This is a genomic window from Rhodoferax sp. GW821-FHT10B06, assembly GCF_059415605.1.
On the sequence record NZ_JBWKNO010000017.1, the window covers coordinates 82,235 to 99,420 of the forward strand.

Here is a 17,186-nt window from a genome sequence, read left to right on the forward strand (position 1 = left end):
TTTTCCGATGGATGACCTCCAAGCAGTGGCGGTAAATGCGAGCTAAGTACACCGGCAGCCTCCCGTAGACATGGGCCTTATTTCGTGCGCCATAGCTGGATGTTGGTATCGATCATTTTCTTCATCGCGTTTTGACGTGCCAGCTTGTACATGGCCTTGGCCAATGCAGCACGCAATTCGCTGCTGTTACAGGGAGACTTGTGTGAAAGCGTCAGGTACAGGCTCTCGTTGCTGATCGATGTGGCCATGGGCAGCAGCCCATCTATACCCAGCTTGGCAATGTAGGCCAAGGCCGGCGATTCCTCGTACACCAAATAGTCCACCCGCCCTAGCTGCAACATCTTGAGCGCCTGCTCTAGGCTAGGTACGGTAGCGATCTTCAGTGAAGTTTTGGCAAAACGGTCGAAATCCTCGCCAAAACTATTATTAATAACGGTTACACCAGACAGGCCCTGCAGGTCCGCCCAGCGCTGGTATTTGATCGGAGCAGACTGGCGGCCCCACACCAGGGAACGCGTCTCGCGGAACGACGGATAAACGTAGTCCATATAGTCCAGGCGATCCACAGTAAAGAAAGCGCCAGCAACCAGATCAACACGCCCAAGCTTGGCCTCTTCCTGCACACGGGCCCAGGAGCCGGCATAACGTACCTCGATCGGAATGCCGATCTCCTTGGCCACCATTTGCATCAAATCGGCATTCGCGCCAATCAGACGGTTACTGTCGGCGGGATCTCGCCACAAATACGGCGGGTATTCGGGGTTGCCTGTGGCAACCAGCTGTTTACAAGTTTCAGTCGCCCAAGCAAACGATGCCAACGACGCCAGAACGACCAGCAAGAATGCCGGACGCACGCACCGAGACCATGTCTCTTTGAATGGAAAACGGTTGCACATGAACGCCCTTTGAACCCGTAAGTTATGAAAGAGTCTACTATTGAAGAAAGCAATTACAGAAATATGCCTAGACAAGATCGCCATACTACACGTTACAAGTATGAGCCCCTTATGAGCCTTAAGATTTAGTGATCGCAGGCCCCCCAAGCAGGTTACATGCCGGCCACAGCGATGGTCTCGAAGTATGCGCGCCATCACCCTGCCTGCAGAATCATTCAAACCGAAGCATGATGCATATACAAGCCCATCTCCAAGCATGGGCAGCGCGCTGGAAACAAGGATGACGTGGCAGCGAATTGCCAGCCATGCTTTTTTGGTCCGTGCCTGCAGGTGCGCTGGGTACACTGGTAACCATTGGTTTCCGTAGTGCGTTGTTCGAGCTGGACCGCCTGGTGCTGGGACAAGGTGGCGGCCTGGTCGCCATTGCCATGCAACTGCAAGCCTGGCAGCGCATACTGGTACCCAGTCTGGGTGGACTGCTGGCAGGTGCGCTGCTCACCTGGGCCCAGAACCGCACCCCACGAAATGCCCCAAGCGACTATATGGAAGCCGTCGCGCTGGGCAACGGCCATATTCCCGTGCAAGCCAGTCTGGTCCGCAGCGGCTCCTCCCTGCTCAGCATCGCCAGCGGCGGCTCCATAGACCCGAGAGGGCTCCATGGTGCAGTTGGCCGCGCTGGGTGCATCCTTGCTGGTCGCTTACTGCACCAGCGCACAACTGGGTGTGGTCAACAAAAGCAGTCTGCTGTCCACCTACGTGCGCCTAAGCGAATAACCGGCTAGGCGTAGCTAGAGGCAACGATGGCGCCCACCATATCGGCCGTCACGGCCGACAGAGTCAGCCCCAGGTGCCCGTGCCCGGTGTTGTAGAACACGCCAGGTCGCTTGCCTTTGCCCACCCGAGGCAGCAGGTTGGGCATCATGGGGCGCAGCCCGGCCCAGGGCACCACACTTTCGGTGCGCACACCCGGAAAGCACTGCTGTACCCATTCCACCAAAGGACGGATGCGGTCGGCCCGGATATCCCGGTTATAGCCATTGAACTCCGCCGTACCGGCCACGCGGAAGCGGTCCACACCCAAGCGGCTGGTGACCAATTTGGTGCCGTCGTCCAGCAGGCTCACCATCGGTGCAGCAGCCTGGCTTTGTGCATCCTGCAAATTCACCGTAATGGAATAGCCTTTGACGGGATAGATGTTGACGCGGTCGCCCAGCTGCGCCGCCAGGTCGCGGCTGGCGGTACCGGCGCAAACCACCACACCGTCAAAAACATGGGCCTGGCGCTGGGCACCGTCATTGGCAGTGACAGTCACCTGTTTGCCATCGCTCTGCACGGCATCTATGTGCTGGCCATAGCGGGTTTGCACGCCCAGGCGCTCGGCCGCCAAGGCCATGCCGGTGCTGAATTTGTGGATGTCGCCCGTGGTGTCGCTTTCAGTGAAGTAACCGCCGTAGTAGTCGCCAGCCAAGGTGGGCTCGATGGCGCGCATTTCTTGCGGTGTGACCGCGCGGCGCTCCAGCCCGCCCTGGGCCAGCAATTTGGAGACCTTGCCGGCATGGTCGAAGCTGGCTTTGTCACGGTAGATGTGCAGAATGCCTTCGCGCTTGTGGTCAAAGTCCAGCCCTTCCGCATCCGCCCAGGCATTCAGGTGCTCACGCGCAGCAATGGCAAGGCGGGTGGTCTCCACCGTGTTTTTCTCGTAGTGCGGGATGGCAGCAATGAACTCGGCAAACCAGGCCAGCTTGTGCCAGCTCGGCTTGGGGTTGACCAATAAAGGTGCGTCGCTCTTGAGCATCCACTTCAGCCCCTTGAGCACGGTAGACCAATGGTTCCATACCTCGGCGTTCGACACCGAAAACTGCCCGCCATTGGCAAACGATGTTTCCATGGCCGCATAGCGGTGTTTTTCAAACAAAGTGACCGCGAAACCCCGCTTTGCGAGGGCATATGCCGTGGTCACGCCCGTAATACCGCCGCCTATAACAGCAAACTTTTTCATGATGAGAGTTCCAAAACGTCAAAGTGGGGATAGCAACAAGCGTGCGCAGCTATCGCCCCTCTGTTTTGGACCTGAGAGATTCACGACCGGCACATAGCCAAGCCGCTTGCTCCTGCGGTGAACCGGGTGACGAAACCCGGTTGCTCTTCAGATGTGTGTGACAGGTACCGGTCCTTTTGCCTGAAAGTTTCCGGGGCGGTTGCTCCTTCGGCGCTGTGGGCAAACTTGTTGAGCAACAAGGGCCCCAGACTCTCCCGGTACCTGCCGCAATTATCGCATGGGGTTCGCGTACCCCAGGACCGTAATGGCTCGGTCAATCAATTGAATCCGCCCATAAGGCCGACTGATTTACCCGGCCGAACCGCGCTCTAATTTTTCGCAGGCTCGGCCGCACTGCGCCTGCCGTGCACCGACACCGGCAGGTCACCATGCACGGTGACGCGGCGCACCACGCGGTGCTGGTCGCCGTAGTCGTTGATCGCGTAGTGCTGGGTCGCGCGGTTGTCCCAGATGGCCACATCGCCCTCGGCCCAATGCCAGCGCACGGTGTTTTCCAGCCGCGTGATGTGGTGCTGGAAGATCTCGAACAGGCGCTGCGAGTCGTGGGTGTTGTAGCCCACAAAGCGCTTCAGGAAATGCCCGGCCACCAGGCTGCGCTCGTCGGTTTCGGGGTGTACGCGCACCAGCGGATGGCGGGCCTCGATCAGGCGCGAGGTAAACACTTCGCGGTAATGCTTGGCGCCGTGGGCATCCACTTCGACGCGGGTGGCGGCGTAGTCGTAGTCGTTGCCATGCACCGCCCACAAGGTATCTGCCAGGGCCTTCAGCTCGGTCGGCAACTGCTTGTAGGCCTCGGCGGTATTCGCCCACACCGTGTCGCCGCCCTGCTGCGGAATGGTCAGCGCGCGCAGCACCGATACCTTGGGATAAGCGGCTTCGAAGGTCACGTCGGTATGCCAGGAATTAGCCCGGCCGCCGTGGTTCGAGTCCAGCTCCAGAATCTCGGTACCGCTGCGCGAGGGCACGGTGGGGTGCGGCACGATGCTGCCCCAGCGCCCGGCAAACAGCTGGTGCTCGGCATCGTCCAGATGCTGCTGGCCGCGGAAGAACAGCACCTTGTGCTGCAGCAGCGCCTGGTGGATGGCAGCAAAGGTTTCGGGCGCCAACTGGCCCGACAGGCGCACGCCTTGTATGCGTGCACCAATCCGCCCCGCCAAAGGATGGATATCGAGTGTGGGAATGACTTCAGCCTGGGGAGCATTGAGAACAGCGGACATGCAATTTCCTTTGGAGTGACGGTGGTTAAGAAAACACCTGTCCATGCTAGGAAGCCCGGTGCCGAAACCAAAGCACGGAATTCGCATGTGCATCTACACCGCACAGATGCGCATATGCATGCGCAATTTCCTTCGTTGTTGCGTAGGCCTTGCCAATCTACGCTGCAACTTCACGACAACTCCCAAGGGACATGCATGCGAACCGTTTTCAAGCTATTCACCGCCATGGCAGTGGCCTTCGGGCTGTCGGCCCAGGCCCTGGCGCAAGAGGCCCTGGAAGTCACCGACATCCGCTACCAGGGCTCGGCCGGCCAGGTGGTCTGGATTGAACTGGCCGAAAGTCTGGGCTATCTAGCGCCGCTGAAAGCCAAGTGGGTGGGCAACACCATCAGCGGCCCGCAGGACGTGCAGGCCGTGGTCACCGGCGACATCGATATCGGTGGCGCCTTCAATGGCGCGCTGGTCAAGCTGCTGGCCAAGAAGGCGCCGGTGAAAGCCGTGCTCGGCTACTACGGCGTGGACGACAACACCTGGACCGGCTATTACGTGAAGACCGACAGCCCGATCAAGACCGCCCGCGACCTGCTGGGCAAGAAAGTGGCGGTCAACACCCTGGGCGCCCACCACGAGTTCATGGTGCGCGAATACCTGGAGCGCAACAAGCTCAACGATGAGGACGCAAAACAAGTCACCCTGGTGATCACGCCGCCGGTTACTGGCGAGCAGGCGCTGCGGCAGAACCATGTGGACGTCACCACGCTGGGCGGCATTCTGCGCGACAAGGCACTGGAGCGCGGCGGCATCCGCCCGCTGTTTACCGACCAGGAACTGTTCGGCAACTTCACCGCCGGCTCGCTGGTGATGCGCAACAAGTTCCTGGAGCAAAACCCCAAGGCCTCCAAGCACCTGATAAGCGCACTGGCCCGCTCCATCGAATGGGCGCGCAAGACGCCGCCGGCCGAAGTGCGCGCCACGTTCGAGAAGATCATCAAGGCCCGCGGCCGCGCCGAAAGCGCCGACGCCATCCAGTACTGGAAGAGCACCGGCGTGCCGTCCATTGGCGGCGTGGTGCAAGACAAGGAGCTGCAAGTCTGGATCGACTGGCTGGTGAAGGAAGAGGTCATCAAGCCCGGCCAGATCAAGCCCGCCGACCTGTACACCAATGCCTACAACCCCTACGCCACCGGCGCCAAGGTAGCCGCAAAATGAGCGCCGGCAATATCCGCTTTGAGCATGTGCGCAAGGAATTCACCGTGCGCGCTGACGATGGTGGCCCGGAGCAACGCTTTGTGGCCCTGGACGACGTTTCGCTGGAGGTGCGGGCCGGCGAATTCCTGGTGTTGGTGGGGCCCAGCGGCTGCGGCAAATCTACGCTGCTGGACCTGCTGGCCGGCCTGACCTTGCCCACCAGCGGCCGCGTGCTGCTGGACGGCAAAGCCATCACCGGCCCAGCGCGTGACCGCGGTGTGGTATTCCAGCAGTACGCGCTATTCCCCTGGCTCACGGCGCTGGACAACGTGGCCTTTGGCCTGGAGATAGCCGGCGTTGGCCTGCGCGAGCGCCGCGCCAAGGCCGCCAGCTACCTGGACCTGGTGGGCCTGAGCGCGTTTGCCAACCGCTACCCGCACGAGCTGTCGGGCGGCATGAAGCAGCGAGTGGCGATTGCCCGCAGCCTGGCTTATGAGCCCCAGGTGCTGCTGATGGACGAGCCCTTTGCCGCGCTGGACGCACAGACCCGCGAGACCCTGCAGGAGGAGCTGGTGGACATATGGCAGCGCACCGGCAAGACCATTGTGTTCATCACCCACGGCATCGACGAGGCGGTGGTGCTGGGCCAGCGCGTGGCGGTGATGACCTCCCGGCCCGGCCGTATCAAGCAGATTGTGGACATCCCGGACGCACTGCGCGCCGACACGCAGGACGTGCGTTCTCTGCCACTGTTTGGCGAACTGCGCCACGCAATCTGGTCGCTGCTGCACGACGAAGTGGCCGCCGCCCGGCAGCAGCGCCGCGCCCGCATCGCAGCCCTACCCATGCTACCCACGCTACCCACGTTAAAGGAAAGCCTCCATGTCTGAACTCAGCCTCGCCGCCGGCCACCCGCCGCTGGCCTTGCCCCAGGCGCCGCGCTGGGCGCGCCTTTACCGCATCTACCAGCACACCCGCAGCGCGCTCTGGCGCTCGGCTCTGGTCCTGGCGCTGGCCCTGCTGTGGGAACTGGCGCCGCGCCTGGCGCTGACCGACTCCACCTTTCTGCCACCGCTGAGCGAGGTGCTGGCCGCCGGTTGGGCCCTGGCGTTGAACGGTCAGCTCTGGCAGCATGCCTCGGCGAGCCTGGCGCGCGCCCTCGGCGGCTTTGCGCTGGCCGTGCTCTACAGCGTGCCGCTCGGGCTGGCGATCGGCTGGTACCGGCGCCTGGGCCAGTTTGTGAACCCGATGATCGAGCTGCTGCGCAATACCGCGCCGCTGGCCCTGCTGCCGGTGTTCATCCTGCTGCTGGGCATAGGCGAGGTGTCCAAAGTGGCGATGGTGGTGTATGCCTGCTCCTGGCCACTGCTGCTGAACACCATCTCGGCGGTGAAACAGGTCGACCCGCTGCTGATCAAGTCGGCGCGCACCATGGGCGCCAGCCCGCGCCAGCTGTTCCTGAAGGTGATCCTGCCGGCCTCGGTGCCGACGATTTTTGTCGGCATCCGCCTGGCCAGTGCCACCGCCATCCTGGTGCTGGTGGCCGCCGAAATGGTCGGCGCCAAGTCGGGCCTGGGCTTTCTGATCATCTACGCGCAGTACAGCTTTCTGATCCCCGACATGTACTTCGGAATCATCGCCATCACCGCCATCGGGGTGGCCTGGAACTTCGCGCTAGAGCTGCTGGAACGCCGCCTCACCGCCTGGAAACCAGCACCGCTGAGCGCCTAAGCACCTGACCACATCCACTTCAGAAAGCACATATGACTCAACGCAAACTGCGCCTGGGCGCCTTCATCATGGCCACCGGCCACCACATCGCTGCCTGGCGGCACCCGGGCGCGCAGATCGATTCGGGCGTCAACATCGACCACTACATCGAGGTCGCCAAGACGGCAGAACGCGGCCTGTTCGACCAGGTCTTCGTGGCCGACAGCCCCGGCCTGTGGTTCGAGGGTGACGACGAGGCCTTCAGCCGCCAGGGCCGGGTGTCGCACTTCGAACCGGTGACGCTGTGGGCCGCGCTGTCGGCCGTGACCCAGCACATCGGCTTTGTCGCCACGGCCTCCACCACCTACGAGGACCCGTATTTGCTGGCGCGCAAATTCGCCTCGCTGGACCACCTGAGCAAAGGCCGCGCAGCCTGGAACGTGGTGACCACCAGCGCCGAAAACGTCTACGGCAATTTCGGCCTGGACAAACACCCCGATCCCGAAACCCGCTACGAGCGCGCACAGGAGTATGTGGACGTGGTCAAAGGCCTGTGGGACAGCTTTGAAGACGATGCCTTCAGCCGCGATGCGGCCAGCGGCGTGTACTTCGACCCAGCCAAGCTGCACACGCTGAACCATGCGGGCAAACACCTGAAGGTCAAGGGCCCGCTGAACATCGAGCGCCCGCCGCAGGGCTACCCGGTGATCGTGCAGGCCGGCTCGTCCGAGCCCGGCAAGGAGCTGGCCGCCGCCAGCGCCGAAGCCATCTTCACCGCCTGGACCAGCCTGGCCGAAGCCCAGGCCTTCTACAGCGATGTGAAAGGCCGGCTCGCCAAATACGGTCGGCGGCCCGAGCAGCTGCTGGTGCTGCCTGGCATCTCGCCGGTGGTCGGCCGCACCCAGGCCGAGGCCGAGGCCAAATGGGCCGAACTGCAGAAGCTGATCCATCCCTCGGTAGGCCTTAGCACCCTGGCACCTTTCTGGCCCGGTGAAGACCTTTCGAAGTGGAACCTGGACGCCCCGCCGCCCTACATCCCGCAGCCGCCGCTGGGCCGCAACAGCCGCGCCCATGTGGTGCTGGAGCTGGCCCGGCGCGACAAGCTCACCGTGCGCCAGCTCTACGAATACCTGGCCGGCGCGCGCGGCCACTGGGTGGTGGTGGGTACGCCGGAATCGATTGCCGACAAGATGCAAAGCTGGTTTGAAAACGGCGCGGCCGATGGTTTCAATGTGATGCCGCCGGTGCTACCCGAGTCGCTGGACGACTTTGTGGACCTGGTGATTCCCGAGCTGCAGCGCCGTGGCCTGTTCCGCACCGCATACGAAGGCACGACGCTGCGCGAAAACCTGGGACTGGAGCGACCAGTCAACCAGTTCAGCGTGCAAGCCCGCAAAACGGCTTGATCACGCCAACTGCAACGCTATAGTATCCATAGCTACTAGCACAGGAAATACCTGCGTTAGAGCCCTATTTTCCCTGATTAGATACCTACCTCAGACGTACCACCACAACCGTTCGCCCTGAGCTTGTCGAAGGGCTCCATTAGCAGGCCCTTCGACAAGCTCAGGGCGAACGGGGGCTTTAATGTGCGAGGTTGCCATCTGAGGCATGTAGCTAATCAGGCTGTTTTCTCAATAAAACTCAGTGGCGACCGGCTACAAAAGACTCAAACTCCAGGCTAGCCAGGGGCCGGGAGAACAGATAGCCCTGGGCATAGTCGCAACCGGCGGCCGCCAGCAGGTCGCACTGCTGCGCGGTTTCCACGCCCTCGGCCACCACCTGCATGCCCAACTCGTGGGCCATCACGATCATGGCCTTGCACAGCGCCAGCTCGGTGGACGCAGGACGCAGGTGGCGCACAAACGACTGGTCGATCTTGATGAGGTCGATGTCAAACTTCTGCAGGTACGACAGCGACGAATAGCCCGTACCAAAGTCGTCCAGCGATACCTGGATGCCCGCCTCGCCCAGCTCCAGCAGATGCCCGGTCACGCGGGGGTTGGCATCCAGCAGCAGGCCTTCGGTGATTTCCACCACAATGCTTGAGCCGGGCAAACCCAGCGCCTGCAGCTGCTGGGCCCAGGCCTGTTTGCCGCTGCCGTCGTGGTGGAACTGTGCAGGGGACTTGTTCACGCTGATCTGGAAGTCGGGGTGCACGCTGCGGCGCCAGGCCTGCACCTGCAGGGCTGCCTGCTGGAACACCCATTCACCGATGTCCACGATCAAACCGCTGGACTCGGCAATCGGTATGAACTCTGCCGGGCTGACCAGGCCGCGCAGCGGGTGCTGCCAGCGTATCAACGCCTCGGCCTTGTGCACCGCACCGGTGGCCAGCTCCACAATCGGCTGGTAGACCAAACGAAACTGCTGATCCTGCAGGCCGGCGCGCAGGTCGTGGGCCAGGCGCACCCGGGTTTGCGCCGCCTCCTGCAAGGCGGGGGTGAAAAAGCTGAACCGGTTACGCCCTGCCCCCTTGGCCACATACAGCGCCTGATCGGCGTTCTTCAGCAGGTCGTCAATATCACGCGCATCGGTCGGATACAGCGTGATGCCGATGCTGGCAGACACAAACACCTGCTCGTTGCCCAGCTGGAACACCTTGTCCACCGCCCGCAGAATTTTTTGCAGCGTGGGCTCCAGCCGGGGGGCATCGCTGACCTCAGTCAGGATCACGGTGAACTCGTCGCCACCCATACGGGCCACCGTATCGGCTTCCCGCACGCAGTCCTGGATACGCTGCGCCGCTTGCACCAACAGCAGGTCGCCATTGCCGTGGCCCAGGGTGTCGTTGACCTCCTTGAAGTGGTCCAGATCAATGAACAGGATGGCCAGTTGCTGCGCGTCGCGCTTGCAACGCTTGATCTCCTGCTCCAGCCGGTCACGCAGCATGCGCCGGTTGGGCAGACCGGTAAGCGTGTCAAAAAATGCCTGCTGGCGCACCAAGGCCTCGGCGGATTTGCGGTCGGTGATGTCGGTATGGGTACCGATCATGCGCAGCGGCCGCCCATCGGTATCGCGGTTGATCAGCATGCCCCGGCTCAGTACCCACTTCCAGCTGCCGTCCTTGCACCGTATGCGGTGCTCGTTGTGGTAGATCGCGGTGTGCCCCTGGAAATGGGCATCGCGGTCCAGCGCCATCTGCGCAACATCATCCGGATGGGTGCGGCTATCCAGCTCCGCAGCCATATTGGGAATCTCGCCTTCCTGGAAACCATACATTTCCACCAGGCGTTTGGAGAAATGCTCGACCCCGCTCTGGATATCCCAATCCCAGACACCGTCGCCGGTACTTTCCAAAGCCAGCTTCCAGCGGTTCTCAGCGTCCTGCAAGGCCAACTGCGTCTGCTTGCGCTCCGTAATGTTCTGCAGCACCAAAGTGCGTGACACCAGCCGGCCGTCCTCTCTGACTGAAGTTCCCACTGCATGCACCCAGATGCGCTCGCCCCGGAAGGTAACGGCTTCCAACTCATAGTCGTGCGAATCAGGCTGGTGCTGCGTATCGGCATACGAAGCCCATATCTTGGCGATGGAAGCCGGTGTAAACACCCGCTCTAAGGACTCCATCCGCGTGCTGGGCGTGTACTCCTCCGGTGTGGTCTGAAAAATGCGGTACATGCCCTCGGTCCAGAACACCCGGTTGGTCAGCAGGTCCACCTCCCAGCCGCCCACTTGCGCAAGCGACTGCATGGCGGTCAGCAACCGGTCCAGGCGCTTACGCGCAGTCTGCGCCTGCACATAGTCCGACACATCGGCAAAGGTGCGTACCACGCCGCCATCGGATAACTGCTGGCTTTTGACCTCCAAGGTGCGCCCGGTATGCGTCACGCGCAGATAGTGCCCTGGAATCGCAGATTTGCCACCGCTCAGCACATAGCTGCGCGCATGGCTTTCCACCCAGCCCCCCTCGGGGCCGAAATCACCGCGTGCCGTTTGAAACTGGTTGACCTGCTCCAGCGTCGGGTGGGTGGCCAGAAAGCTCTCCGGCAGGTCCAGCAGCTCGCACACCCTGGGGTTGAACAAGATCAGGCGCCGATCCGCATCGAACACAAACAACCCTTGGCTGATACTGGCCATGGTGGTCTGCAGCAGCCGGGACTGCTCCAGCAGCCGCGCATTCAAACCCAGCAGCTGCTCCTCGGACTGCTTGTGGGCGCTGATATCGGTATGGGTGCCAATCATGCGCAGCGGCCTGCCCTGCGCATCCCGGCTGACGATCAGGCCATGCGACAGTATCCAGACCCAGTGCCCATCCTTGTGGCGCATGCGCAGCTGCGTGATGTAATCGGGCGCGGTACCGTCCAGATAGGCGTGGACCGCACTCTGCATCAGCGCCAGATCGTCAGGATGCACCATGTGCACAAAGTTGGCGTAGCCGCCCTGCACCTCGCCGCCGCTATAGCCCAGGATTTCCTCCCAGCGCCGCGAATGGGTCTGCGTGTCGTTCACCAGATCCCACTCCCATACCCCTACACCCGAGCCCTCCAAGGCGACTTTCCAGGGGTTGTCTTCGGTATCTTGGTCTGGCGCGCGGGTCCAGTTGGGCGGCGTCGCTGGGCTAGTGGTGACGAATGGAGCAGTCAAGTGGGATGGACCAGATACAGGCTGGATTCGGGCAGAGGAAGGTTCTAAAAATTTGATGCCATAGATTACTTCAGCGCACAGCAGATAGCCACCACTGGCAAGCCTTCTGTTTAGCCATCATATTCATAGCAACAAACCCATCATAAATCTACGCCAGCGGCATGTTTAAGCCTGAATTCTGAGGTTTATTTTCTCGGCTCCGCTCGCGTAATCGCTGTGCACGATGCTCGCCTTGGCGTGCCATCTGCGCAGCAGCCCATCATCGCCGCAGCCAACATTCAGTTTTTACAGAATAAATACTTCTTATTAATCTGCTTTTTCAGAAGCATTCACAGACCTACTATGCAAAGCACATCAACTTGATACCCAAGGAGCACAACCCATGAAAAAGATACTCTCCCTAATGGCCGTGGTCATGGCCCTAGGCCTGTCCACCATCGCTGTAGACGCGGAAGCGGCCAAGCGCATGGGCGCGGGCAAATCCCTGGGCATGCAGCGCCAGGCCACACCCGATAAATCGCCCACCGCCACGCCGGCACAAACGCCCGCGGCCAACTCGGCCGCAGCGGCCGCTCCCGGCGCCGCAGCTGCGGCTGCAGCCCCCAAGCGCTCCTGGATGGGCCCGCTGGCCGGTCTGGCCGCGGGCTTGGGCCTGGCCGCACTGGCATCGTCCTTGGGTTTTGGTAGCGAACTCGCATCCATGCTGATGTTCGGTCTGCTGGCTGCCGCCATCATGGCGGCCGTGGGCTTCTTCATGCGCAAACGCGCTGCAGCACGCCAGCAACCCTCGGCAGCGCGCATAGGCGGCATGCAATACGCCACGGCAGGCGCTCCGGCAGACCTGAGCCCCGCAGCTCCGGCCTACAAGATGTCCATGCCCGGCGGCTCCAGCATTGGTGCCAACCTGGCGGCCAAGCCGCGCATTCCTGCGGACTTTGATGTGGTCGGTTTTGTGCGCAATGCCAAGGTCAACTTCATCCGCCTGCAGGCCGCCAATGACGCCGGCAATCTGGAAGACATCCGCCAGTTCACCACGCCGGAAATGTTTGCCGAGCTGAAGATGGACCAGTCCGACCGCGGCGCCGCCAAACAGCAGACCGATGTGGTGAATGTCGATGGCGAGGTACTGGAAGTCGCCGAAGAAAACGGCCAGTACGTGGTCAGCGTACGCTTCATCGGCCAGATCCGCGAAGACGGCGGCACGCCCGAAGCCTTTGACGAAATCTGGCACCTGACCAAGCCCCTGCAAGGCGCGGGCGGTTGGATTCTGTCCGGCATCCAGCAAAGCTAAGCGCTCTGCGCTGCCCGTGAAAGGCTCCGGTGTACAAGCACCGGGGCCTTTTACTTTGGACGGCACATGACAACGCACAAGAAATCAGCCCCTAGCGCAGTATTTACCAGCGCTAGCAGCTATCAAAATAGAAGCAAGCAGCAGAAAGCCCCGACAGCCCGTGTCGCAGCCAAATTTTTGCAAAAATGGCGCCATGACCGCCCCCACCCTCTCCCCCCGCGCTCCCCGTGCTCCCCGCTATTGGCTGATGAAGTCCGAACCCGAAGAGTGTTCCATCGACGACGCGCTGGCCGCCCCAAGCGCCACCGTCCCCTGGACCGGCGTGCGCAATTACCAGGCCCGCAACTTCATGCGCGACGACATGCGGGTCGGCGACGGCGTGCTGTTCTACCACTCCAGCTGCGCTGAACCGGGAATCGCCGGCATCGCCCGCGTGGCCTCCGGCACACGCGTAGACCCCACCCAGTTCGACCCGGCCTCACCCTACTGCGACCCCAAGTCCACCCCCGACAAACCCCGCTGGCTACTGCTGGATGTGCAGGCCCTGCGCAAGACGCGGGTGCTGGGTTTGGCCGAACTGCGCGAACAGCCGGCGCTGGCCGAGATGCGGGTGCTGCAGCGGGGCAACCGGCTGTCGATCACGCCGGTGGAGCCGGGCGAATGGGATGTGATTACGCAGCGGCTGCTGGCCTAGCCAGGAACAACCGCCTTATCGGGCGCCCGGTACACCAGCACCTTCAAGGCCCGATCCTCCGACACGTCGGCGAACACCGCCGGGTTCGCTACGCGCTCGACAAAGGTCAGCTCGGGTGCCAGTTCAGCCATCTGGTCCTGTAGAAATGCGACGCCCAGCTCGGGTGCATTCAGGCACAAGAGCGCGTGGCCGCCGGGCATCAGCAGGTCGGGCAGGCGGCGCATCAGGCGGGCGTAATCCTTGGTGGCGACAAAGCTGCCTTTTTGGTAGCTGGGCGGATCCACGATGATCAGGTCGTAGGCGCCGCCGCGGTTGATCTTGCCCCAGGTGGTGAAGATATCGTGCGGCAGAAAACTGGCGCCGGTGGTCAAACCGTTGCGCTGGTGGTTTTGCTGCCCCGTGGCAATGGCGCCGTGGCCCATGTCCACGTTGAGCACATGTTTGGCCCCCGCCTGCAATGCCACTACCGAGAACGCGCAGGTGTAAGCGAACAGGTTCAGCACGCGGAAGTTGGCGCGGCCGGCGACATGCTCGCGCACCCAGCGCCGGCCCTCGGCCATGTCGAGAAACAGGCCGTGGTTCTGGCCCTTGAGCACATGCACACGGTAGCGTGCGCCCTGCTCCGTCACCACATGCGGGTCGGGTACAACGCCTGCCATCAGGCGGGCCTCCGAACGGCCGTCAAACCGGCATTGGTAGACCCAGTTCAACGGCTCGCCCGGCGCCAGCTGCTGCCAGCGGGCCTCCAGCGCGGCGCCGATGGCGGCCAGCTCGTCGTCACTGGCGGGCTGGAAGCTGGTCAAGAGCAAGACCGGAGGAAAGGCGTCCAGCGCCCAATGTTCGCAGCCTGGATACAGGCCACCCCGACCGTGGAAGATGCGCTGGGCGTCGGTGGGCAGGACCATCGTGGCGATGGTGTCGAGCAAGGCTTGCATGGCTTGGCGTCTGGAAAATCAAACGCCGATGGTAAAAGAAAAAGCCGCGCAGCCCTGGTTTCATCTGCGCGGCCAGCTACTTTTTCCGTAGCACCCTGATCTACTGGTTCAGGATGCTTGGAGTTGCGCCAGCAAGCTATCCAGGCTGCCGTACAAGGCATTGCCGCGTACCAGGTGCCGGCCTTGGGCATTCACAAGCACCAGGTTGGGCACGCCCTGGGCACCCAGTTGCTGCATATCGCGCTGGGCGTCGGCCATGCGCTCGCGGTTGGCAGCAGTCAATGCTGCATCCGCCTGCAACAACTGCTCAACGGCCGCATCCAGCCGCAGGCCGCGCAACAGCTCGGCCAAGACCGCCACGGACGTGGTGTCCAGGCCATCCACGTAGCGGGCCTCCTGGATTGCACGCAGCGCGTCGAACTCCCGCTCTGGCGCGGTGCGCTGCACGGCGGTCAACGCCAGGGTGGCGGGGCCGGAGTCGAAACGCTGGCCGTGCTTGCCCAGCACCTGGCTGCGGTAGAGCGGGGTGAAGCGCTGGCCCGTCAGGCGTTCTATGCGTTCGTCGTTGCTCCAGGCGTAGGCGGCAAAGTCGGCGTCCATGGCGCGGCTACCCGCCCCGGCAAACAAGCCCGTGGGGGCGATCTCCAGCTGCACACCCGGCGCGTTGCGCAGCTTTTGCAAGGCGGGGGCCGCGCCGTAGCACCAGCCGCACAAGGGGTCCATAAGATAGCGAAGGCTTACCATTTCATTTCGCCCTTGTTCACCTTCGCACCAATGTCCAGCACCATGGCACCACCCACTGCAGGGAAGGCCTTGTTCATGGCGTCTATCAGCTCAGCGCTGTTCTTGCTGCTGGCCAGGTTCTTCTCGAAGGTCTGCAAATAGGTCTTGGTATAGCCGATGCTGCTGGCATCGATGGGCGTACCCGCCTGCATATGGCCGGGCACGACGATGGCCGGCTGCAGCGCGGCCATCTCGTCCAGCTGGGCCAGCCAGGCGCTGCGCTCGGCCACGGTTTGCGTGTCTGCCGTCCACACATGCAGATTGCCGAACACGCCGATATTGCCCACCACCGCCTTGATGGACGGAATCCAGGCGTAAGGACGGTGTGCCAGCGCGCCCGTGGTGCCACGGATCTCCACCTTCTCGCCGTCCACCGTCAAGCTGTTGCCATCGATGGCATGGGGCAGTACGGGCGTACGCGGGGCGTTGGCGCCCATCTTGGGGCCCCAGAAGACCACCTTGCCGGCATGCTTGGCGCTCAGCTTGGCCAGCACGGCCGGCGTGGTCACCACATCAGCCTGGGGGAATATCTCCTTCAGCGCTTCCACGCCGAAGTAGTAGTCGGGGTCGGCCTGGCTGACGTAGATCGTCTTCAGTTGCTTGCCGCTGTCCAGCACATTGGCGGCGATGCGCAGCGCGTCGGCGCGGGTAAAGCCAGCGTCGATCACCATGGCTTCCTTCTCGCCGTAGACCAGGGTGGAGTTGACGTTGAAGCTATTGCCATCGGCGTTGTAGACGCGCAGCTGCAAAGGCTGGGCGGCAGAAGCTGCGCCGGTAACGACGGTGATGGTGGCGGCGACAAGAGAAGTACGGAGCATGGTGGTTTCCTGGGTAGGTGTTGCGATGAAAGGCAGTTTAGTTTCACCATTCAAACCAATAAACCCCATAAACTACGCATTACTGTTGCACAAATCGACCCAATATGGACCGCATTACCGCCATGCGTGTGTTTGCCGAAGTCGCCACCAGCGGCAGCTTCAGCGCCACCGCCGACAAGCTCGACATGTCCCGCGCCATGGTGACGCGCTATGTCACCGAGATGGAGAACTGGCTGCAGGCGCGGCTGCTGCAGCGCACCACACGCCGCGTGACGCTGACCGACGCCGGCGAACAGGCCCTGCGCCGCAGCCAGCAAATGCTGGAGCTGGCCAGCGCGGTGGAAGAAGAAACCGCCAGCGGCAGTGACACCCTGCGCGGGCAGCTGCGGCTGACCGCCAGCATGTCCTTCGGCCACGCCCACCTGGCGGCCGCCATCACCGAGTTCCTGGCCGTACACCCCCTGCTCTCGGTGGACCTGCAGGTGGGCGATAGCACCCTGAACCTGGTGGAGGCGCGCATCGACCTGGCCATACGCATCAGCAGCGAGCCCGACCCCATGCTGATCGGCCGCCCGCTGGTAGCTTGCGAATCGGTGCTGGTGGCCTCGTCGCAGTACATCCAAGCACACGGCATGCCGCAGCACCCCGGGGAGCTGGCGCAACAACGCTGCCTGAGCCATGCCACCGTGGGCAAAAGCCTGTGGAAGCTGTCACGCAACGACGAGGTGGTGGAGGTGCGCGTAAACAGCCCATTTAGCGCCAACGAGGCCACCGTGCTGCTACAGGCCGCGCTGGCGGGCGCGGGCATTGCCCTGCAGCCCAGCTACCTGGTCAACAGCTATCTGCGCAGCGGTGCGCTGGTGCAGGTGCTACCCGACTGGCAGGTGCCGACGATGACGGTGTACGCCCTGTACCCCTCGCGCCGCCATCTGTCGCCCGCCGTGCGGGCCCTGGTGGACCACCTGGTGGCGCACTTCAAGATTGCCCCGTGGGCGCTCGCCGCCTAAGCCG

General features: G+C 62.6%; 14 protein-coding genes and 1 riboswitch. Of the genes, 7 read left to right on the top strand and 7 right to left on the bottom strand.

Annotation, left to right across the window (positions count from 1 at the left end):
• Positions 1-77: 77 nt before the first annotated feature.
• From AC07O2_RS21445 to AC07O2_RS21455, 3 genes are all read right to left on the bottom strand, one after another.
• Positions 78-854, bottom strand: a complete 777-nt coding sequence (locus AC07O2_RS21445) for a substrate-binding periplasmic protein (protein WP_495106724.1) — start codon at positions 852-854, stop codon at positions 78-80.
• 820 nt (positions 855-1,674) lie between these two features.
• Positions 1,675-2,895, bottom strand: a complete 1,221-nt coding sequence (locus AC07O2_RS21450; RefSeq protein ID WP_495234308.1) for a D-amino acid dehydrogenase — start codon at positions 2,893-2,895, stop codon at positions 1,675-1,677.
• Positions 2,896-3,053: 158 nt separating this feature from the next.
• A riboswitch (glycine riboswitch) is annotated at positions 3,054-3,162 on the bottom strand.
• A 101-nt stretch (positions 3,163-3,263) separates the two neighbouring features.
• The gene (locus tag AC07O2_RS21455; protein ID WP_495234309.1) at positions 3,264-4,172 is read right to left on the bottom strand and encodes a TauD/TfdA dioxygenase family protein; all 909 of its coding nucleotides are present in this window, start codon (positions 4,170-4,172) and stop codon (positions 3,264-3,266) included.
• A gap of 195 nt (positions 4,173-4,367) precedes the next feature.
• On the opposite strand from AC07O2_RS21455, the gene AC07O2_RS21460 reads away from it, so the two are divergent.
• Genes AC07O2_RS21460 through AC07O2_RS21475 form a run of 4 tightly spaced genes read left to right on the top strand, consistent with a single transcriptional unit; the run spans position 4,368 to position 8,476 of the window.
• Positions 4,368-5,381, top strand: a complete 1,014-nt coding sequence (locus AC07O2_RS21460; RefSeq protein ID WP_495234310.1) for an ABC transporter substrate-binding protein — start codon at positions 4,368-4,370, stop codon at positions 5,379-5,381.
• Positions 5,378-6,250, top strand: a complete 873-nt coding sequence (locus AC07O2_RS21465; protein ID WP_495234311.1) for an ABC transporter ATP-binding protein — start codon at positions 5,378-5,380, stop codon at positions 6,248-6,250. Before AC07O2_RS21460 ends, AC07O2_RS21465 begins: the two co-directional genes overlap by 4 nt.
• Positions 6,243-7,091, top strand: coding sequence for an ABC transporter permease (locus AC07O2_RS21470; RefSeq protein ID WP_495234312.1), 849 nt, complete (start codon positions 6,243-6,245; stop codon positions 7,089-7,091). Before AC07O2_RS21465 ends, AC07O2_RS21470 begins: the two co-directional genes overlap by 8 nt.
• 32 nt (positions 7,092-7,123) lie before the next feature.
• Entirely contained in the window at positions 7,124-8,476 is a 1,353-nt protein-coding gene (locus AC07O2_RS21475) for an LLM class flavin-dependent oxidoreductase (RefSeq protein WP_495234313.1), read from the top strand.
• Between the two features lie 238 nt (positions 8,477-8,714).
• On the opposite strand, the gene AC07O2_RS21480 is transcribed toward AC07O2_RS21475, so the two are convergent.
• Positions 8,715-11,654 carry an EAL domain-containing protein gene (locus tag AC07O2_RS21480; RefSeq protein ID WP_495234314.1) on the bottom strand — a complete coding sequence of 980 codons (2,940 nt, stop codon included), beginning with the start codon at positions 11,652-11,654 and terminating at the stop codon, positions 8,715-8,717.
• 382 nt (positions 11,655-12,036) lie between these two features.
• On the opposite strand from AC07O2_RS21480, the gene AC07O2_RS21485 reads away from it, so the two are divergent.
• Both AC07O2_RS21485 and AC07O2_RS21490 read left to right on the top strand, forming a co-directional pair.
• A complete protein-coding gene (locus AC07O2_RS21485; RefSeq protein ID WP_495234315.1) occupies positions 12,037-12,945 on the top strand; it encodes a Tim44 domain-containing protein in 909 nt (302 codons plus the stop codon).
• A 193-nt stretch (positions 12,946-13,138) separates the two neighbouring features.
• Positions 13,139-13,639 carry an EVE domain-containing protein gene (locus tag AC07O2_RS21490; RefSeq protein ID WP_495234316.1) on the top strand — a complete coding sequence of 167 codons (501 nt, stop codon included), beginning with the start codon at positions 13,139-13,141 and terminating at the stop codon, positions 13,637-13,639.
• Here AC07O2_RS21490 and AC07O2_RS21495 read toward each other — a convergent pair.
• The 3 genes from AC07O2_RS21495 to AC07O2_RS21505 all read right to left on the bottom strand — a co-directional run bounded on the left by AC07O2_RS21495 (position 13,636) and on the right by AC07O2_RS21505 (position 16,175).
• Positions 13,636-14,574 carry a class I SAM-dependent methyltransferase gene (locus AC07O2_RS21495; RefSeq protein WP_495234317.1) on the bottom strand — a complete coding sequence of 313 codons (939 nt, stop codon included), beginning with the start codon at positions 14,572-14,574 and terminating at the stop codon, positions 13,636-13,638. The two genes, AC07O2_RS21490 and AC07O2_RS21495, sit on opposite strands and share 4 nt — an antisense overlap.
• 108 nt (positions 14,575-14,682) lie before the next feature.
• Complete coding sequence (locus AC07O2_RS21500) at positions 14,683-15,297, bottom strand: DsbA family protein (protein WP_495234318.1); 615 nt, start codon at positions 15,295-15,297, stop codon at positions 14,683-14,685.
• A gap of 14 nt (positions 15,298-15,311) precedes the next feature.
• A complete protein-coding gene (locus tag AC07O2_RS21505) occupies positions 15,312-16,175 on the bottom strand; it encodes an MBL fold metallo-hydrolase (protein ID WP_495234319.1) in 864 nt (287 codons plus the stop codon).
• 104 nt (positions 16,176-16,279) lie between these two features.
• Between AC07O2_RS21505 and AC07O2_RS21510 the strand changes: the two genes are divergently transcribed.
• The gene (locus AC07O2_RS21510; protein ID WP_495234320.1) at positions 16,280-17,182 is read left to right on the top strand and encodes a LysR family transcriptional regulator; all 903 of its coding nucleotides are present in this window, start codon (positions 16,280-16,282) and stop codon (positions 17,180-17,182) included.
• Positions 17,183-17,186: the final 4 nt, after the last annotated feature.

Bases quoted from the DNA above. Each gene is read 5' to 3' on its own strand.
- AC07O2_RS21475 (WP_495234313.1), top strand. From the start codon at position 7,124: ATGACTCAACGCAAACTGCGCCTGGGCGCCTTCATCATGGCCACCGGC.
- AC07O2_RS21510 (WP_495234320.1), top strand. From the start codon at position 16,280: ATGGACCGCATTACCGCCATGCGTGTGTTTGCCGAAGTCGCCACCAGC.
- AC07O2_RS21500 (WP_495234318.1), bottom strand. From the start codon at position 15,297: ATGGACCCCTTGTGCGGCTGGTGCTACGGCGCGGCCCCCGCCTTGCAA.
- AC07O2_RS21450 (WP_495234308.1), bottom strand. From the start codon at position 2,895: ATGAAAAAGTTTGCTGTTATAGGCGGCGGTATTACGGGCGTGACCACG.
- AC07O2_RS21470 (WP_495234312.1), top strand. From the start codon at position 6,243: ATGTCTGAACTCAGCCTCGCCGCCGGCCACCCGCCGCTGGCCTTGCCC.
- AC07O2_RS21460 (WP_495234310.1), top strand. From the start codon at position 4,368: ATGCGAACCGTTTTCAAGCTATTCACCGCCATGGCAGTGGCCTTCGGG.
- AC07O2_RS21455 (WP_495234309.1), bottom strand. From the start codon at position 4,172: ATGTCCGCTGTTCTCAATGCTCCCCAGGCTGAAGTCATTCCCACACTC.
- AC07O2_RS21490 (WP_495234316.1), top strand. From the start codon at position 13,139: ATGACCGCCCCCACCCTCTCCCCCCGCGCTCCCCGTGCTCCCCGCTAT.
- AC07O2_RS21505 (WP_495234319.1), bottom strand. From the start codon at position 16,175: ATGCTCCGTACTTCTCTTGTCGCCGCCACCATCACCGTCGTTACCGGC.
- AC07O2_RS21465 (WP_495234311.1), top strand. From the start codon at position 5,378: ATGAGCGCCGGCAATATCCGCTTTGAGCATGTGCGCAAGGAATTCACC.
- AC07O2_RS21495 (WP_495234317.1), bottom strand. From the start codon at position 14,574: ATGCAAGCCTTGCTCGACACCATCGCCACGATGGTCCTGCCCACCGAC.
- AC07O2_RS21485 (WP_495234315.1), top strand. From the start codon at position 12,037: ATGAAAAAGATACTCTCCCTAATGGCCGTGGTCATGGCCCTAGGCCTG.